Raw genomic sequence first — 16,629 nt, 5'->3', positions numbered from 1 at the left:
GCAAGGGTGGCGCCGCGATGTGTCGCCATGCTGTCAAACGGGATGAAGGGGGCTGGCATCAATGCGCCCGCGGCATCGGAGAAGGCGCGCGCATTAATGAAAGGACGCTGTGAGATTTAAAACGGAAGCGGCGGCCGCAAAAAGTCGCGCACCGGAATGCCCGATTTTTTGCGCCGCCCGTATCGTTTCCTGCCGGGATATTAAAAAGCCCCATGCCGCCCTCATTATTTCCTGTCCGGCAGCCCTGGCTAGCTGCCGCGTCCCAGTTTAAAACCGGGTTTATGGTATTCCACGTGCCCGAGATCCATCATTTTCCAGCGGCCCCCCCAGGTCAGGCCGACCTGCTCGGCGACCTGGCCGTACAACTGGTAGCCGCGCATCGCCCACGGATCTTTCTCGGAAATGACCAGCTTGCCGTCGCGCAGGAATGCGTTGTCAGCCGCCAGCCCGAATTGGTGATAACTCTGGAAGGCCGCCGCATTGGTCACGTTGCTGCCCATCTGCGCCAGCCGGTTTTGCCGTTCCGGGCTCCGGTAACCTTCCAGCAGCGCCATTTCATAACCATATTGTTCGTGCATGATCTTGTAGACCAGCAGCAAACGCGTACGGAAATCCGGGTCCAGCAGGTTCCAGTCGCGGCTCGCATCCTTCAGCGCCGGGCGCACCTGTTCGACTTCCCGGGTGGCGAAGACTTCCGGCGGCAGCGGCGGCGGCGGCACGAGCTGTTCGCCCTGCAGCAGCGCGGCGATCTTCTCGTCGGGCACGCGCGCCGTGTCGTCGTACTGGAACAATTGCCGGCCGCGTAACGCAATGGCGACCAATGGCGGCGTCGCAAGAATACCTGCCGATACCATAATCATCAAGCGCCGCCGAACCAGTAAATTTTGCACATCGTTTAATGCACCGCGCGTAGCGCTTGCCGATTTAACAATCTGACTTCGCGTACGGGCGGCGCGATCGTTCGCACGGCGCGTAAGACGGCCGTGAAACTGGGCGACCGATTCGAAAACGGTCGCGCGGATACCCGGTAAAAGCAACAGTGCCGCAACCGCGACGGCAAGGGCGAAATAGGCGACGAGTGCGACGGCAATCAACGAAATCCCCGGAAATTGGAATTGATTGTGTTTTGCAATGCTTGCTCTTAGAATCAGGCTGCTTCGAGAGGCCGGGCTATATTATCGCGGTGAATTAAACCAGGATTCAATGAGACGCTGAATGAGTGCGCCGGAAAATTCAAATTCGAAAACTCCGCCCAGCCTGCTGTCCGATACTAAACCGGCAGGCGAGGGAGGACCTCAGCAATCGCGCATTCTCGCGAATCTGGAAGGACGTGTCACGCCGCCCGCCGAAACGGCGCGCCGTTCGCTGAAGGCGCCGATCGCGGCCGTCGTGGCATTGGTGGTTGCTGTCGGCGGCTGGGGCGCATGGCGCATGCAGCAGCAGTCGGGCGAGCAGGCCGTCGTTGCCGCGGCCCCCGCAGCGGCTGCGCCGGCCAAGGCTGCACCGGCCAGCAATGCCGCCGTGCAGGTCGCGCAGAATGGTGCGTCCGCCGCGCAACCGGCCACGATCGTCAACGACGATTCGGCCTCCCAGACCGTTGCATCCGCATCGTCCGCGTCCGGCGCGGACAGCAGCCGCCTGTCGCGCGCGCTCGCCAATGGCGCGGACGACGCGTCGGGCGCGGCCACGGCCGGTGCTGCCGCAGCCGCCACGGCCGCCGCGGCAGCGACGACGAAAACCACGAAGGCTGACGCCGCGAAGAACGCGAAGGTCGCGGCGCAGGGCAAGGCCGAGACGAAGGCCGAAGCCCGCAAGCATCGCAAGGAACAGGAAGCCGAACTCGCGCAGGCGAAGAAGCGTCGCGATGCGGCGTCGACGCGTACAGCGAATGCGAAGGCGGCCGGGAAGGACGATCCGGATGCCGATCTGCTCGCGGCGCTCGTCGCGCGCACGAAGCCGGCCGACAAGAAACTTGCCGCGCAGAAGGCGCAGGCCGTGCCGACCAAGACGGCGGCGGCCGGTTCGCTTGGGGCGCGCGTGAAGGAGTGTTCGGAGCGTGGCTTCTTCGAGGATCAACTATGCCGCTGGCGCGTCTGCGACGGTCACTGGGGCAAGGATCCGGCATGCCCGAACGCCGCGCAATCGGAGACGCGGCAGTAACGCGTCCTGCCCAAGCCGCCATGCCGTATCCGCGCCGCCCGTTGGGCGGCGCGTTGCTTTTGCGGCACGGAAGCCGCCGGTTTCATGCCGTGTGACACTGTCACGAGTGCGTCACGACCGTCGGGCATACGTGTCCTTTCTTTTCCCGGCGCGGGCCCGCGACCCGCGATGTGCGGCGCACCGCGCGCCGCACGACTTTCGACACGATGGACCTGATCGTACAGACTTACGGCGCCGATACGTCCGGCATGGTGTGCGGCTTCCGCTTCGTTCCGGGCGGATCCGGCGCGATGTTCGACGCCGATGCGGCCGCCGCGTGGCTGCGCACGTGCCGCGCGCGCGACGCGGTCGAATCGGACGATTTCGTCTGGCTGCACTTCAATCTCGCGCACGGTGCGAGCGAGCGCTGGATGCGCACGCATCTCGGGCTGCCGGACAGCTTCTTCGAATTTCTTCACGAAGGTTCGCGCTCGACGCGCATCGAGCAGGAAGACGGCGCATTGCGCGCGATCGTCAACGACGTGATGTTCAATCTCGAGCTGACGCCGTCGGAGATCGCGACGCTGTTCGTCCACGTAGAGCAGCGCATCATGGTCACCGCGCGGCTCAAGCCGCTGCGCTCGGTCGACACGCTGCGCGCCTGCGTGCGCGACGGCGAGCAGTTCAGGTCGCCCGCGGAACTGCTCGTGCACCTGCTGCGCGACCAGGCCGACCTGCTGATCCAGATCATGCGGCGCACGAGCGTCGACGTCGATCGCATCGAGGATCGCTTTTTGTCGCAGCGGCTCACGTCGAGCCGCATCGAGCTCGGCGCGATGCGCCGCACGCTGACACGCCTGCAGCGCATGCTCGCGCCCGAGCCCGGTTCGATTTTCCGGCTGCTCGCGAAGCCGCCCGCGTGGCTGCACGCGGAAGACCGGCAGGAGCTGCGCGAATCGACCGAAGAGTTCTCGCTGGTGCTTGCCGATCTGTCGGGGCTCAACGAGCGGATCAAGCTGTTGCAGGAAGAGATCGGGTCGCGTCTCGACGAGCAGAACAACCGGACGCTGTTCACGCTGACGCTCGTGACCGTGATCGCGCTGCCGATCAACATCGTCGCCGGCTTCTTCGGGATGAACGTCGGCGGCGTGCCGTTCTCGGAGAACAAGCACGGCTTCTGGCTGATGGTGCTGCTCGTCGCGGGCTTCACGGCGCTCGCCGCATGGTGGGCGTTCCGGCGTCGCGACGATCGCTAGCGCCGGCGCCGCTTCAGCTCGTCAGCGCAGCAGCGCGATCGCGCGTTCGCCGATCACCATCCCGAGCAGGCCGACGAGCGCGACGAGCGGCGGGGCCGGCGAGCGCACGTGCAGCAGCGCGTACAGCACGCCGACGCCCACCCACCGAGAGTGAGGTCGCGTAATCCATCATGGTGATCTCCCGCGCGGTCCGGCGTCAGGGCTTGAGGATGACGCGCTCGCGCGCACCGGCCAGCACCGCGCGATACGCGTCGTGCGCGCGTTCGAGTGGGTACACGTAGTCGTCGCCAATCGGAAACGGGCGCAGCGTGCCGTTGTCGAAACCGGGCGCGAGCGTGTCGAGGATCTGCGCGACCGCGGCACCGCCGAGCTGCAGCGAATCGATACCCACGTACGTATGCTGGCCGCGATAGAACGCGAAGATGTCGAACGGCACGCTGCGGTCGATCGTCGAGATGAAGATCTGCCGCGCACCGATCGCCATCGATGCGTTCGCGGCTTCGAAATACGGGCTGCCGACCGTGTTGTAGACGATGTCCGCGCCGTGGCCGCCGGTCGCCGCGTGCACGGCGTCGGCGACCGGCAGGCTCGACGCGTCGATCATGTGCACGTCCCCCGATGCGTGGCCGCGATAGCCGCCGGGGCCGCGTTCGACGCCGATCACGGTCGCGCCGCGCGCGGTCGCGAGCTGAATTACGGCCTGGCCGACCTTGCCGTTCGCACCGAACACCAGCACGACGTCGTCGGCCGTCGGCAAGCCGGCCCGGCGCAAACCCTCGTACGCGGTGACGAACGGCACACCGACGCCGGCCGCTTCGTCGAGCGTCAGCACGGCCGGCTTGCGGCGCACCAGTGCCGCGTCGAGCACGAGCCATTGCGCGTGCGAACCGTCGCGCCCCACGCCGAGATCGCCGCCCGACCCCCACACGGGCGCGCCGATCCAGTCGGCAGGCCCGCTGCGCACGATGCCCGCCCAGTCGCGCCCGGGCGTGCGCGGCCACACCGCGTGCGGCATGCGGCCGAGCGCGGCCTTCACGTCGCTCGGGTTGACGCCGGCTGCGCGTACCTCGATCAGGATCTGGCCGTCGGCCGGCACGGGTTGGTCGATTTCCCTGACGCGCGCGTCGAGCGATTCGATGTCGGCGGCGGGGGCGTCGAAGCGGATGCTGCGCATGATGATCTCCGTGGCGGATGGCTGCCGCGCTGCCCGGCAGGCCGCCGCGTGCAACGGTTGAAAAGGATGAATGCAGTCTAGTCGGGCCGAACTGACGTGGAAATGCGCAAAGGCGGATGATTGTTTTGCGATCCATGCATGACAAAACCCGAGCCTCCTGAATGGACGACTTCCTTTCCCGCACCTGGCGCCGTTCGTCGACGTGATCGACCGGCAGGGCTTCTCGGCGGCCGCGCGCCGGCTGGGCGTCGCCGCGTCGTCGGTCGTGCGGCGCATCGACCGGCTCGAGACGCAGCCGGCGTGGGATGCCGCGTGGGTGTGACGGCCTGAATGGGCGTCGGGCGATAGCGTCGCGCGGAAAGAAAAAAGGGCCTCGCTCGCGAGGCCCGTCAAAGGTCGGGAGGAGGTGCGCCGGCCGGCGCCGCAGGTTGCGCGGCACCGGCCGGACGCGCACCGTTACTGCGTCAATACCTTGCGCGGCTTGAAGATGCCCTGGTATTGCAGGGCCGGGCGTTCCTTCGTGGCCGGCGCGATGCCGTCGAAGGTCGGCGTCTGGCGCAGCTTCATCGCGGCCGGCGAAGCGACCGAACCGATCGACGTCGAGCGCGAAGCCGGCGCGAGATTGTTCGCGACGAGCAGCGCGGCCTCGCTCTTCAGGTTCGACAGCAGCACCGGATCGGACGAGCCGTTGACCTGCGTGAGCAACCCGCTCCAGGCCGCGTCGCTGTAGTTCACGACGTAGTAGTCGAGCCCGCTCGGGTCTGCGACCACGCCCGTGCAGCCGTCGATCCGCGTTTGCGTCTGCGTGTCCTTCAGCGCGAGCGTCGTGCGTTGCGCGAGACCCTGGCCGTACGCGAGCGTGATCGGCACCGTCCACTGCAGGCCCGGATACGCGTTCTTGTTCGGGAACGGCTGCTGCTTCAGCGTGACGATCGTCTGGTTCTTCGTCAGGTCGCACTGCGTGTCGAGCGAGATCAGCGGCACACCGGTCTGGCGCACGTAGCTGTCGCCGATCGCGCCGACCGACTGGCCGCTCTCCTTCGACAGCGCATCCCACAGGCGCTTCGGCGTGCCGTTGCCGAACGAGTAGTCGACCAGGTACTGCTGCAGACCCTTGCGCAGCGTCTGTTCGCCGAGATAGTTCTCGAGCGTCTTCAACACGTGGCCGCCCTTGTCGTACGTGAACGCGCTGGCGCTCAGCACGAAGTCGTTCGACGCCCAGCCGTTGAAGTTCGGTGCGACCGGGAACGCGTTCGGGCCGATGTCACGATTGATCACGCGGTACTTGTTCTTCACCTGGTCGAGCCAGCTGAACTCGTCGGGGAAGAACTGGATCGTCGTCTTCGTCTCGAAGAACGTCGCGAACGACTCGTTGAGCCACACGTTGTCCCACCAGTCGGTCGTGACGAGATCGCCGAACCACTGGTGCGCGACTTCGTGCGTCAGCACCTCGTTGCCGTAGTGCGACATCGGCTGGCCCGGCTGCGGCAGGATATCGTCGGCGAACTCGAGGATCGACCCCCAGTTCTCCATCCCGCCGAAGTTCAGGTCCTTCTGCTCCTTGAACGCGTCGTTCGCGGCCACCGTGTCGAACTTCGTGAGCGGCAGCGCGATGCCCGTGTAGCGGTAGTAGAAGTCGAGTGCCTGCTTGGTGCGGTCCATCGCCGGCTTCGCCCAGTCCCTCATGCCCGGCGGCGTGAACACGCGCAGGTGCAGGCCGCCCTTGCCGCCCGGCAGCGGGCTCGTGAAGTCGTCCTCGTAGGTGTCGAACAGGCCGCCGCCGAAGAACAGCAGGTACGACGGCATCGGCGGGGTCTTCTCGAACTGCACGAGCTTGTAGCCGCCGCCGACGCTGGTGGACGGCTTCTCGGCCGCGTTCGACACGACGCGCCAGCTCTGCGGCACTTCGGCCGTCACTTCATAGGTCGGGCGGAACGCCGGCTCGTCCCAGCCGGGGAACCATTGGCGCGCCAGGTTGGTTTCGCCTTGGGTGAGGATCGCGCCGCTCGTCGTGCCGTCGGTGCTCTTCAGGTCGACGCGGAAGATGCCTTCCGCGGCCGAGCAGCCAGGATACGGATCGTCGCCGCAACTGCCGCCGGTTTTCTTGACGGGATCGTCATACGACTTGAAGTTGATGATGCCAGACCACTCCATGTGCAGCGAATAGTTGCCCGGCGAGATCGAGCCGCTCACGGGGCGCAACTGATAGAAGTCGCCCTTGTCCTGAGGCGTCGCGATCAGCTGGATATTGCCCGGCTGCAGCGTGATGCGGCCGTTCGTGAACTTGATCCGGTGGCCCGCGATCACGATGTTGTTGACCGGCTTCAGCACCTTGATCTCGACGTCGGCGCGGCCGTCGAACGCGTTCAGCGCTTCGTTCGGGCGGAACCACAGCCGGTAGTTCACAGGTACGACGGTGTCCGGCAACTCGACAGGCGACACGCTCTTGTCGACGTTGGATGCGCTTGGCGGCGCGGTGACGGCGGGCGACGAGCCCGAGTGCGGCGCGCCGGCGGAGCTGAGCGCGGAAGCCGAGCCCACGCCGCCGTCGTCGCCGCCGCACCCGGCGAGCGCGAGTGCGGCGACGAGCGGCAGATAACGCATCTTGCGAATGTTGATCGACATGACTGAAACCTCGATTGTAGAAAGAATCGTTCAGTGCTGCGAAAGCGCCGGCAAAAGCAATCCCCTCGCCGTTAATCGACAGCGATGAAAATGCTAATGACGGATTATTCGAAAAGACGGCGGCCGACTACGTGAAGGTAATCATGGTTTACTGCCCCCTCTGGATTTCCGGATGTCGGTTAACTTGCCGGTTCAAAATGGACGGGCGCGTGTTGTACTGAATTGATTTCGCGCGCACGACACGGGGCCGCACGCCCTGCACGGGCGCGCAATCCCTTTGAACCGACGACCTACGGGGCTGGCCGGGCCAGTTCGCAGGACGGAAGGAAGGCGTGTCGCCATTCCGTAAATGCGCCGTCATGCGGCTTCAAGGTTTGTCGGCTAGCTCGAAGGATGCGTAAATATACTTGATGGTTTTAGGTAAAGGAAACGAAAAATTTAGAAAGTGCGTCTATTGATTTTTTTGCGCTTCATTGAATGCCGTTGGTCATTAATGCGCTTTCCGTTTGGCTGGTGGCTTCGTAGTTTTAATCTATTAACGATCTGGAGCGGCTGCGAAAACTACGAAATCCGGCGCACCGCGGCACGCTCGGTACAATGCGTCGACGACCCGCTCACCGATTGCCGCGAGGAGGCCTTCCCATGCCACGAGCCCTGTTCCGTATCGCGCCGCTGCGCGCCGTGCTGCTGCTGTTCGCCGCCGTGTTCCTGCTCGGCGGTTGCGCGGGGCTGACGCGCGACCCCGTGCGCGTGTCGGTTGCCGGGCTCGACCCGCTGGTCGGGCAGGGGCTCGAGATGCGTTTCAGCCTGAAGCTGCGCGTGCAGAACCCGAACGATGCGCCGATCGAGTACGACGGCATCTCGGTCGCGCTCGACCTGAACGGCACGCTGTTCGCGAGCGGCGTCAGCGATCGCTCGGGCACCGTGCCGCGTTTCGGCGAGGCCGTGCTCGACGTGCCGGTTTCCGTGTCGGCATTCGCCGCCGCGCGGCAGGCGTGGAACCTGCCCGGCGCGGCGGCGAACGGCGAACTGCCGTATGCGCTGCGCGGCCGGCTCGCCGGCGGCGTACTCGGCACCGTGCACTTCAACGACGCGGGGACGCTGCGCCTGCCCGCGATGCCGGGATGGGGCGGATAGCCCGCGCGCCGCGTGGATGCCGGAGTCATGCCTGGCCAAGCGGCGCGCGCGTCGGCCCTGACGATTCCTGACGATTGAATTGCACCGGCCTTGCGTTTTCCCGGCGGGATCGCGCTTAAACTGGCCGGGTCCGGAGGGCCGGACGAACTTTCACCCGAGGGGGATCCCAATGGCAGCGAAATTCGTCATCAAGAAAGCGAGCGACGGTCAGTTCCTGTTCCACCTGAAGGCCGGCAACGGCGAGATCATCCTGCGCAGCGAGCTCTACAAGACCAAGGCATCGGCGGAGAACGGCGTCGCGTCGGTGCGCAAGAACGCGCCGGACGACGCGCGCTACGAGCGCAAGACCGCGAGCAACGGCCAGTTCATGTTCAACCTGAAGGCCGGTAATCACGAGATCATCGGCACGAGCGAGTTGTACAAGGCGGAAGCGGGCCGCGAGAACGGCATCGCGTCGGTGAAGCAGAACGCGCCCGACGCGGCGCTCGACGACGAGACCTGACGCGCGTGCGTCCCGGGCGGCGGTGCGTGCCGCCGCCCGTGCTTTGCCGCGCGGGCAAAGCGCGGTATGGTGTGAGCCGCGCGGCGCGATGCCGCCGCCCGTTGAAGCCAACCGTAACCGAGTTCGCGTGACCGATTTCCCCGTTTTCCACTGGACCGACCCCGACGGCGTCGATCATGCCGTGCGCTGGCGCTCCGAAGCCGGTGTGCAGCCGCCGAAGCGTGCAGTGCCCGCCGACGACCGCCTCACTGCCGACGCGGCCTACCGTCTTGCGTGCGAGGGCACCGCGCTCGTCTGGCAGGGCGACTTCCAGAATGCGCGCCAGCTCGTGCAGGCGATGGCGCGCCGCGTCGAGCGCAAGCCGAAGAAGGCAAAAGCCGCCGCCCCCGGCGTCGACGCGTTCAACCTGCATCGTCTCGCGCAGTCGCAGCGCGCCCGCACGCTCGGGATGCTGCTGATCCCGCTCGACGCCGACTATACGATCCCGCTGCGCCGCGCGCCCGACGTGCGCGCCGCATGCGAGGAGGCGTACGGCCCCGGCGGCGCGCCGTCGGTCGTATCGCTGCGCGAACTTCTCGGCCTCGTCGGCGCGCATGAATGGCGCAAGAAGGGCGTGCCGATCCCGGCGCTCGGCGGCGCGCCGATCCATCCGCACTACGGCGTGTTCTCGCCGGTGCGCGGCGAATATGTCGAACTCGTCGCGCGCACGCCGCTGCCGGCGACGTCGCTTGCGTTCGACATCGGCACGGGCACCGGCGTGCTCGCGGCCGTGCTCGCGTCGCGCGGCGTCGAGCGCGTGATCGCGACCGATCAGGATCCGCGTGCGCTCGCCTGCGCGCGCGAGAACGTCGCGCGGCTCGGTCATGCGGATCGCGTCGACGTCGTCGAGGCCGACCTGTTTCCGGCCGGCCGTGCGCCGCTCGTGGTCTGCAACCCGCCTTGGGTGCCGGCCCGGCCGAGCGCGCCGATCGAATACGCGGTCTACGATCCCGACAGCCGCATGCTGCGTGGTTTCCTCGCGGGGCTCGCCGCACATCTCGAGCCGGGCGGCGAGGGCTGGCTGATCCTGTCCGATTTCGCCGAGCACCTCGGCCTGCGGCCGCGCGACACGCTGCTGCAATGGATCGACGAGGCGGGCCTCGTCGTGCTCGGCCGCGAAGACATCCGCCCCGCGCACCCGAAGTCGACCGACGCCGACGATCCGCTGCATGCGGCACGCCGCGCCGAGGTCACGTCGCTGTGGCGGCTCGGCGCCCGAGCCTGACCGCGCATTTTCGGTAAACTGTCACTCTCCCTCACGAATTCCCGCCGCCGGGCCGTGGTCGACCGACCGTGGCCCGGCGCCGCATCACGATGTCGAACAAGACCCACGAAATCCGCCCGGAGCAGTCCGTCGAGCTGCTGAAGGAACTGCACATCCTCACCCGCGACGGGAAGCTGAACCAGGACAGCCGCCGCAAGCTGAAGCAGGTCTATCACCTGTTCCAGTTCATCGAGCCGCTGCTGGCCGGCGTGCAGGCCGACAAGGGCAGCGTGACGCTCGTCGATCACGGTGCCGGCAAGTCGTATCTCGGTTTCATCCTGTACGACCTGTTCTTCAAGCAGCAGCCGGGGCACGGCACGCCGGCGTTCGCGTCGCACGTGTACGGGATCGAGACGCGCGAGGAGCTCGTCACGCGCTCGACCGAGCTTGCCGAGCGGCTCGGGTTCGGCGGCATGTCGTTCCTGAACCTGTCGGTTGCCGATTCGATCACGTCGCCGCAACTGCCCGAAGCGGTCGACGTCGTCACCGCGCTGCACGCGTGCGACACGGCAACCGACGACGCGATCCGCTTCGCGCTCGCGAAGCGCGCGCAGCACATCGTGCTGGTGCCGTGCTGCCAGGCGGAAGTCGCGGGCGTGCTGCGCAGGAACAAGGGCAAGTCGCTCGCGAACGCGCTGACCGAGGTGTGGCGACATCCGCTGCATACGCGCGAATTCGGCAGCCAGATCACCAACGTGCTGCGCTGCCTGCAGCTCGAAGCGCACGGCTACCAGGTCAGCGTGACCGAGCTGGTCGGCTGGGAGCATTCGATGAAGAACGAGCTGATCATCGCGCAGTACAAGAACCTGCCGCGCCGGCGGCCCGGCGAGCGGCTGAACGAAATCCTCGGCATGTTCGGGCTCGCCGAACTGAACGAGCGCTTCTTCGTGCCGGAGGCCGCGGCAGCGGGCGGCGAGGCCGTCGAGTCGGCTGAAGGCTGACGCGCGGGCGGACCGAACCGCGTAGCGGCCGGCGCGAGCGCGCGGCGCATCAGACGTCGTCGCCCGGCCGGCGCATCCATTCGCGCCAGCCGTCGTGGCCGAGGCGGCGCAGCGTTTCCTGGTTCTTTTCGTAGATCGCGGACGCATCCGGGAACGCGTCGACCGCGCGCGCGATGCTGTCTTCGCGCAGCAGGTGCAGGATCGGATACGGCGCGCGGTTCGTGTAGTTCTCGATGTCGTCGGGGTTGCTGCCTTCGAACCGGTATTGCGGATGGAAACTCGCGATCTGCAGCACGCCGTCGAGCCGCAACTGCTGCACGAGCCGGTCGGCGAAGAACAGCGCGTCGTTGAAGTCGACGAAATCGGCGAACGCATGCGGGAAGATCACGAGCGTCGTGTCGACCTGCTGCGGGTCCGCCGCGTCGAGCGCGCGCAGCTCGGTTTCGAGCTCGGCGAGCGCGTCTTCCAGCGTCGTCGCTTCGCTGATCGCATAGCGCACCTGTTCCTTCACATAGACGCTTTTCGCGAACGGGCACAGATTGAGCCCGATGACCGCGCGAGCGAGCCAGTGCCGCGTGGCGGCTAGGATATCGTCATGCGATTCGGGGCGGGTGTCGGTCATCGTTAAACCAGTCGGGCGGTGGAGCGGAGAGGGCCGCATTGTAGCGGGCACGCCGGGTTCGGGCGTGCGCCGCACGTCATGCGCACGCGGCCTCGATCAACTGCGTGACGAGCGCGGGCGCGATGCCGATCGGCGTTTCGCCGTGCCGGTAGGTCTGGCTCGCCGCGTAGATGCCTTCGATCACCAGCGCGAGCGCATCGGCGAGCGCCTGCGGCTGCCGCGCGTCGGCGCCTTCGCACAGCGCGACGAGCCGCTTCATCAGCTGTTCCTTGTTCTGCGCGACGCGCTCGCGCGCCGGGTGCGACGCATCCGGGAATTCCGCGGCGACGTTGACGAACGGGCAGCCGCGATAGTCCTTCTGCGTCGCGCGCTCGGCAAGATCGACGAAATACTGGATCAATTGCGCCTTCGGCTCACCCGGATGCTTGGCGACGCTCGTCTCGAGACGCTCGAAGAAGCACGCGTCCATCCGCTCCAGGTACGCGAGGATCAGCTCGTCCTTCGACGAGAACTGGCGGTACAGGCTCATCTTGTTGACGCCCGCGCGCTCGACGACCGCCTCGACGCCGACGGTACGAACGCCTTCCCGGTAAAACAGCTCCTCGGCGGCGCGCAGCAGGTGCTCGTGCGCGGTGGCGCCGTCGATCGGCCGGCGCGTGCGGCGCGCTAGCGGTTTGGCGGCTTCGATGCCCGACATGATGACCCTCGACTACGTGATGAATTGCTTGACATGTTACCGACTGGTAACTACGATCGCAACACAGTTGTGACCGATCGGTAACAATGCCGGCCGGATCGACAGACAAATGCCAAGCATCGGCCCGGGTCAGCCGATGCAGTGTGCGGCGGAGGTGGCCTGGCTGGGTGAGGCGGAGCAGGTGCGATGGCGCCGGAGCCGCCAACTGGAGAAGATGACGATGAACTGGGCGGTGACACGAATCGGCGGGCGCTTCCACTACGGATGGCTCGCGGCAGCGGTGGTATTCCTGATCCTGCTGGCGGCAGCCGGCACGCGCGCGACACCGAGCGTGCTGATGGTGCCGCTCGAACGCGAACTCGGCTGGAGCCGCGCGGCGATTTCGCTGGCGATCTCGGTGAACATCGCGCTGTACGGGCTGACGGGGCCGTTCGCTGCCGCCGCGATGCAGCGCTTCGGGCTGCGCCCGACGATCCTCACCGCGCTCGTGACGATGAGCGCGGGCGTCGCGCTGTCGTCGATGATGACGCAGAGCTGGCAGATGGTGGTGATCTGGGGCCTGATGGTCGGCTGCTCGACGGGCGTCGTCGCGCTGACACTGTCCGCGACCTTCGTCACGCGCTGGTTCCATGCGCGGCGCGGCCTGATCATGGGCATCCTGACCGCGAGCACGGCCACCGGCCAGCTCGTGTTCCTGCCGATGCTCGCGGCGATCGCGCAGCGTCACGGCTGGCGGCCGGTCGTGCTGGTCGTCGCGGTGGCGGCCGCGATCGTGATTCCGCTCGTCGCGTTCCTGCTGCCCGAACGGCCGGCCGACGTGCAGTTGCGCCCGTACGGCGAGCCGGCCGATGCGCCGCCCGCGCCCGAAGCGACGAAGGACAACCCGCTCGCGGTCGCGTTCCGCACGCTGCTGATGGCGAGCCGTTCGCGCGACTTCTGGCTGCTGTTCTTCAGCTTCTTCATTTGCGGCGCGAGCACCAACGGCTATGTCGGCACGCACCTGATCGCGATGTGCAGCGACTACGGGATGACCGAAGTGCAGGGCGCGTCGCTGCTCGCGGCGATGGGCGTGTTCGACCTGTTCGGCACGACGCTGTCGGGCTGGCTGTCCGACCGTTACGACAACCGCGTGCTGCTGTTCTGGTACTACGGGCTGCGCGGGTTGTCGCTGATCTACCTGCCGCATGCGTTCGGCATCGATTTCTTCGGGCTGCCGCTGTTCGCGATGTTCTACGGGCTCGACTGGATCGCGACCGTGCCGCCGACCGTGCGGCTTGCGACCGACGTGTTCGGCAAGGCTGCGGCGCCGGTCGTGTTCGGCTGGATCGTCGCCGGCCACCAGCTCGGCGCGGCGTTCGCGGCGCTCGGCGCGGGGCTGCTGCGCGCGAGCCTCGGCACCTACACGATCGCGTCGATGATTTCGGGCGGGCTGTGCATCGTCGGCGCGCTGATCGTGCTACGAATCAACCGCGGCCCGTCGCGCGCAGCGGCGCAGGCGGCCTGAGCACGGTGGCCCGGCCGGTCGCGCGGCATGCGGCCGGCCATTGCAGGCACGGTGATTTGCATAGCGCGGGAGGATCGGGCGCGCAACCGCTCAAGCGGGTATGCTTGCGGTTCGCCGGGCGTTCGCGCCCCTTCATCGATTTCAGCGAGGAACCGCATGTCCGTCAAACCTGCTCCCACCACTGTTTCGATTCACGATCTGATCGCGGGCCGGTGGAGCCCGCGCGCGTATTCGGATGAGCCCGTCAGCGCCGGCGATCTGCACACGGTGCTCGAAGCCGCGCGCTGGGCGCCGTCCGCGTACAACGCGCAGCCGTGGCGCTTCATCGTATTCGATCGCACGCAGGACGGAGAGGCATTCAAGCGCGCGTTCGCGACGCTGGTGCCGTTCAACCAGGGCTGGAATGCGCCGGCGCCCGTGCTGATCGCGGTGACCGCGCACACGCTTTCGCCCAAGGGCGAACCGGCGCCGACCGCGCTGTACGATGCAGGCGCCGCGGCGATGTCGCTGGTGCTGCAGGCGCACGCGCTGGGCCTCGCCGCGCACCAGATGAGCGGTTTCGACGCGAAGGCGTTCCGCGACGCATTCGCGATTCCGGCCGACGTCGCGATCGTATCGATCATCTCGCTCGGCCACTACGGCAACGTCGACAAGCTCGATCCCGTGCTGCGCGATCGCGAGAAGGCGCCGCGCACGCGCCATGCGATCGGCGAAGTCGTGTATGCGGGCGCATGGAAGAAGAGCTTCGACGCGGCAGCCTGATCGCGCCACGCGGATGGCTGCATCGTGCATCCCGTCCGCGCGCATCTTCGGCGCGCCAGGCCGCGCGCCGTCCCCGCTGAAGCCCGTTCCGCGGCACCCGTGGCCGGCCCCGGTTGTGATCCCGCGGGCTTCATGTTAAAAAGCCCGTCCTTTCCGTTTTCGCGCCGGCCCTGCTGCGGCAACTTCCCATGACTTACTGCGCGATCGATTTCGGCACGTCCAATTCCGCCGTGGCGCTGCCCGACGGTGACGGCATGCGCCTCGCGCCCGTCGAGGGCGACCACCTGACGCTGCCCACCGCGATCTTCTTCAACAACGACGAGGAGACGGTCGAGTACGGTCGCGCGGCGCTGGCCTCCTATATCGACGGTTTCGACGGCCGGCTGATGCGTTCGATGAAGAGCATCCTCGGCTCGCCGCTCGCGGAAACGACGACCGATCTCGGCGACGGCAGCGCGATCGCGTACACCGAAATCATCGCGCGTTTCCTGACGCACCTGAAGCGCAAGGCCGAAGCGCGCGCGGGCGCGCCGATCGGCCGCGCGGTGCTCGGGCGGCCCGTGTTCTTCGTCGACGACGATCCGCGCGCCGACCGTCTCGCGCAGGATCAGCTCGAGGCGGCCGCGCGGTCGGTCGGCTTCGCGGACGTTCACTTCCAGTACGAGCCGATCGCCGCCGCGTTCGACTACGAATCGCGCCAGCAGGCCGAACGCCTCGTGCTCGTCGCCGACATCGGCGGCGGCACGTCCGATTTCTCGCTGGTGCGCGTCGGGCCCGAGCGGATGGCACGGCTCGAGCGCAAGGACGACGTGCTGGCCCACCACGGCGTGCACGTCGCGGGCACCGACTACGACCGGCGTGTCGAGCTGGCGGCGATCCTGCCCGCGTTCGGCTACCGTTCGCTTGACCCGGAAGGGCGCGAACTGCCGAACAAGATCTACTTCGATCTCGCGACCTGGCACCTGATCAACACGGTGTACACGCCGAAGCGGCTCGGCGAGCTGAAGCTGATGAAGCACCTGTACCAAGATGCGCGACAGTACGAGCGGCTCACGAGCGTGGTCGAGCAGCGGCTCGGGCATGCACTGATGGCGCGCGCGGAAGAAGCGAAGATCGGCGTCGCAGCGGGCGGGGAGACGATGATCGACCTGAACGACGTGGAAGAAGACTTGCTGATCGCGTTCGATTCCGATCGTCTCGTCGATGCAAGTCGCGACGACACCGCGCGCATCGTCGACGCCGCGCGCGAGACGGTGCGGCTCGCGGGTGTCGCGCCACGCGACGTCGGCGCACTGTATTTCACCGGCGGCTCGACGGGGCTCGCGTTTTTGTCGGGCGCGCTCGCGGGCGCGTTCCCGGATGCGCAGCCGGTATTCGGCGACCGCCTCGCGAGTGTCGCGACGGGGCTCGGCATTCACGCGCAGCGCCTCTTCGGCTGAACGGCGGGCGGCTGCATTGCCGCCGTGCCGAACTGGCGCCGAAAAACAAAAAGCCCCGCCGAAGCGGGGCTTTTTTTCACGAATTATCGCGCCAAGCTTAGACCGGACGGATGTTCGCAGCTTGCAGACCCTTCGGGCCCGTCTTCACTTCGAATTCAACCTTCTGGTTTTCTTGCAGCGTCTTGAAGCCTTCGACGCGAATTTCCGAGAAGTGCGCGAACAGATCGTCGCCGCCGCCTTCCGGGGTAATGAAGCCGAAGCCCTTTGCGTCATTGAACCACTTGACGGTACCGGTTGCCATGTTACTTGTTCCTAAAAAGATAAAACGGGGCCGAAGCCCATGGGGTGCGGAAAATCAAGGAAGGGGTAATAGGACCAACCGGAGTACCGTTGATGGGCGAACTACGAAAGAACCAATTCACTCGCCACTTGAAATCCTGCGAAGTCCTTTATACGGCTAATCATCCGCGTGGTCAACCGTATTTCCATGCTCTCAGGGTTATTGCGTATATCCGGTTTACAAAGCTT

The 16,629-nt window shown here is 66.6% G+C and carries 16 protein-coding genes and 1 pseudogene; 10 read left to right on the top strand and 7 right to left on the bottom strand.

The window, feature by feature from the left end; translation table 11 throughout:
* Window positions 1-248 precede the first annotated feature (248 nt).
* Window positions 249-1,094, bottom strand: a complete 846-nt coding sequence (locus OEJ37_RS17985) for a M15 family metallopeptidase (RefSeq protein ID WP_174417301.1) — start codon at window positions 1,092-1,094, stop codon at window positions 249-251.
* Between the two features lie 121 nt (window positions 1,095-1,215).
* Between OEJ37_RS17985 and OEJ37_RS17980 the strand changes: the two genes are divergently transcribed.
* Complete coding sequence (locus tag OEJ37_RS17980; RefSeq protein ID WP_263345022.1) at window positions 1,216-2,160, top strand: phage tail protein; 945 nt, start codon at window positions 1,216-1,218, stop codon at window positions 2,158-2,160.
* A 206-nt stretch (window positions 2,161-2,366) separates the two neighbouring features.
* Window positions 2,367-3,395, top strand: a complete 1,029-nt coding sequence (locus tag OEJ37_RS17975; protein ID WP_175947789.1) for a transporter — start codon at window positions 2,367-2,369, stop codon at window positions 3,393-3,395.
* A 24-nt stretch (window positions 3,396-3,419) separates the two neighbouring features.
* Here the strand turns inward: OEJ37_RS17975 and OEJ37_RS17970 are convergent.
* Window positions 3,420-3,564 (bottom strand): annotated as a pseudogene (locus OEJ37_RS17970) (DUF1427 family protein); the annotation flags it as partial.
* 27 nt (window positions 3,565-3,591) lie between these two features.
* The gene (locus OEJ37_RS17965; RefSeq protein WP_263345021.1) at window positions 3,592-4,569 is read right to left on the bottom strand and encodes a zinc-binding alcohol dehydrogenase family protein; all 978 of its coding nucleotides are present in this window, start codon (window positions 4,567-4,569) and stop codon (window positions 3,592-3,594) included.
* A gap of 202 nt (window positions 4,570-4,771) precedes the next feature.
* On the opposite strand from OEJ37_RS17965, the gene OEJ37_RS17960 reads away from it, so the two are divergent.
* Entirely contained in the window at window positions 4,772-4,891 is a 120-nt protein-coding gene (locus OEJ37_RS17960) for a LysR family transcriptional regulator (RefSeq protein ID WP_411859269.1), read from the top strand.
* Window positions 4,892-5,025: 134 nt separating this feature from the next.
* On the opposite strand, the gene OEJ37_RS17955 is transcribed toward OEJ37_RS17960, so the two are convergent.
* On the bottom strand, window positions 5,026-7,194 hold the full coding sequence (locus tag OEJ37_RS17955) for a M1 family metallopeptidase (protein ID WP_263345020.1): 2,169 nt from the start codon (window positions 7,192-7,194) through the stop codon (window positions 5,026-5,028).
* Window positions 7,195-7,836: 642 nt separating this feature from the next.
* Between OEJ37_RS17955 and OEJ37_RS17950 the strand changes: the two genes are divergently transcribed.
* From OEJ37_RS17950 to OEJ37_RS17935, 4 genes are all read left to right on the top strand, one after another.
* On the top strand, window positions 7,837-8,331 hold the full coding sequence (locus OEJ37_RS17950; RefSeq protein ID WP_174417296.1) for an LEA type 2 family protein: 495 nt from the start codon (window positions 7,837-7,839) through the stop codon (window positions 8,329-8,331).
* A 169-nt stretch (window positions 8,332-8,500) separates the two neighbouring features.
* Window positions 8,501-8,833, top strand: a complete 333-nt coding sequence (locus OEJ37_RS17945; protein ID WP_034183695.1) for a YegP family protein — start codon at window positions 8,501-8,503, stop codon at window positions 8,831-8,833.
* A 127-nt stretch (window positions 8,834-8,960) separates the two neighbouring features.
* Window positions 8,961-10,097: a class I SAM-dependent methyltransferase gene (locus OEJ37_RS17940; protein ID WP_263345019.1), complete on the top strand. Its 1,137-nt coding sequence runs from the start codon at window positions 8,961-8,963 to the stop codon at window positions 10,095-10,097.
* 89 nt (window positions 10,098-10,186) lie between these two features.
* Window positions 10,187-11,077 (top strand): class I SAM-dependent methyltransferase, encoded by an 891-nt coding sequence (locus OEJ37_RS17935; RefSeq protein ID WP_174417294.1) that lies wholly within the window; start codon window positions 10,187-10,189, stop codon window positions 11,075-11,077.
* Window positions 11,078-11,126: 49 nt separating this feature from the next.
* Here OEJ37_RS17935 and OEJ37_RS17930 read toward each other — a convergent pair whose 3' ends face one another.
* Window positions 11,127-11,699: a DUF1415 domain-containing protein gene (locus tag OEJ37_RS17930; protein WP_175921020.1), complete on the bottom strand. Its 573-nt coding sequence runs from the start codon at window positions 11,697-11,699 to the stop codon at window positions 11,127-11,129.
* 76 nt (window positions 11,700-11,775) lie between these two features.
* The gene (locus OEJ37_RS17925) at window positions 11,776-12,396 is read right to left on the bottom strand and encodes a TetR/AcrR family transcriptional regulator (RefSeq protein WP_263345018.1); all 621 of its coding nucleotides are present in this window, start codon (window positions 12,394-12,396) and stop codon (window positions 11,776-11,778) included.
* A 220-nt stretch (window positions 12,397-12,616) separates the two neighbouring features.
* On the opposite strand from OEJ37_RS17925, the gene OEJ37_RS17920 reads away from it, so the two are divergent.
* The 3 genes from OEJ37_RS17920 (at window position 12,617) to OEJ37_RS17910 (ending at window position 16,101) form a co-directional block, all read left to right on the top strand.
* Window positions 12,617-13,900 (top strand): MFS transporter, encoded by a 1,284-nt coding sequence (locus OEJ37_RS17920; RefSeq protein WP_174417428.1) that lies wholly within the window; start codon window positions 12,617-12,619, stop codon window positions 13,898-13,900.
* A 156-nt stretch (window positions 13,901-14,056) separates the two neighbouring features.
* Entirely contained in the window at window positions 14,057-14,662 is a 606-nt protein-coding gene (locus tag OEJ37_RS17915) for a nitroreductase family protein (RefSeq protein WP_263345017.1), read from the top strand.
* Between the two features lie 188 nt (window positions 14,663-14,850).
* On the top strand, window positions 14,851-16,101 hold the full coding sequence (locus OEJ37_RS17910; protein ID WP_174417290.1) for an Hsp70 family protein: 1,251 nt from the start codon (window positions 14,851-14,853) through the stop codon (window positions 16,099-16,101).
* Between the two features lie 97 nt (window positions 16,102-16,198).
* Here the strand turns inward: OEJ37_RS17910 and OEJ37_RS17905 are convergent, their stop codons facing one another.
* A complete protein-coding gene (locus tag OEJ37_RS17905; RefSeq protein ID WP_006477070.1) occupies window positions 16,199-16,402 on the bottom strand; it encodes a cold-shock protein in 204 nt (67 codons plus the stop codon).
* Window positions 16,403-16,629 lie beyond the last annotated feature (227 nt).

It is taken from the genome of Burkholderia sp. BKH01 (assembly GCF_025685725.1).
In the GTDB taxonomy this organism is placed as follows: domain Bacteria; phylum Pseudomonadota; class Gammaproteobacteria; order Burkholderiales; family Burkholderiaceae; genus Burkholderia; species Burkholderia pyrrocinia_C.
Note: the sequence above shows the minus strand (reverse complement) of the source record. Positions and strands in the feature narration are given on the sequence as shown.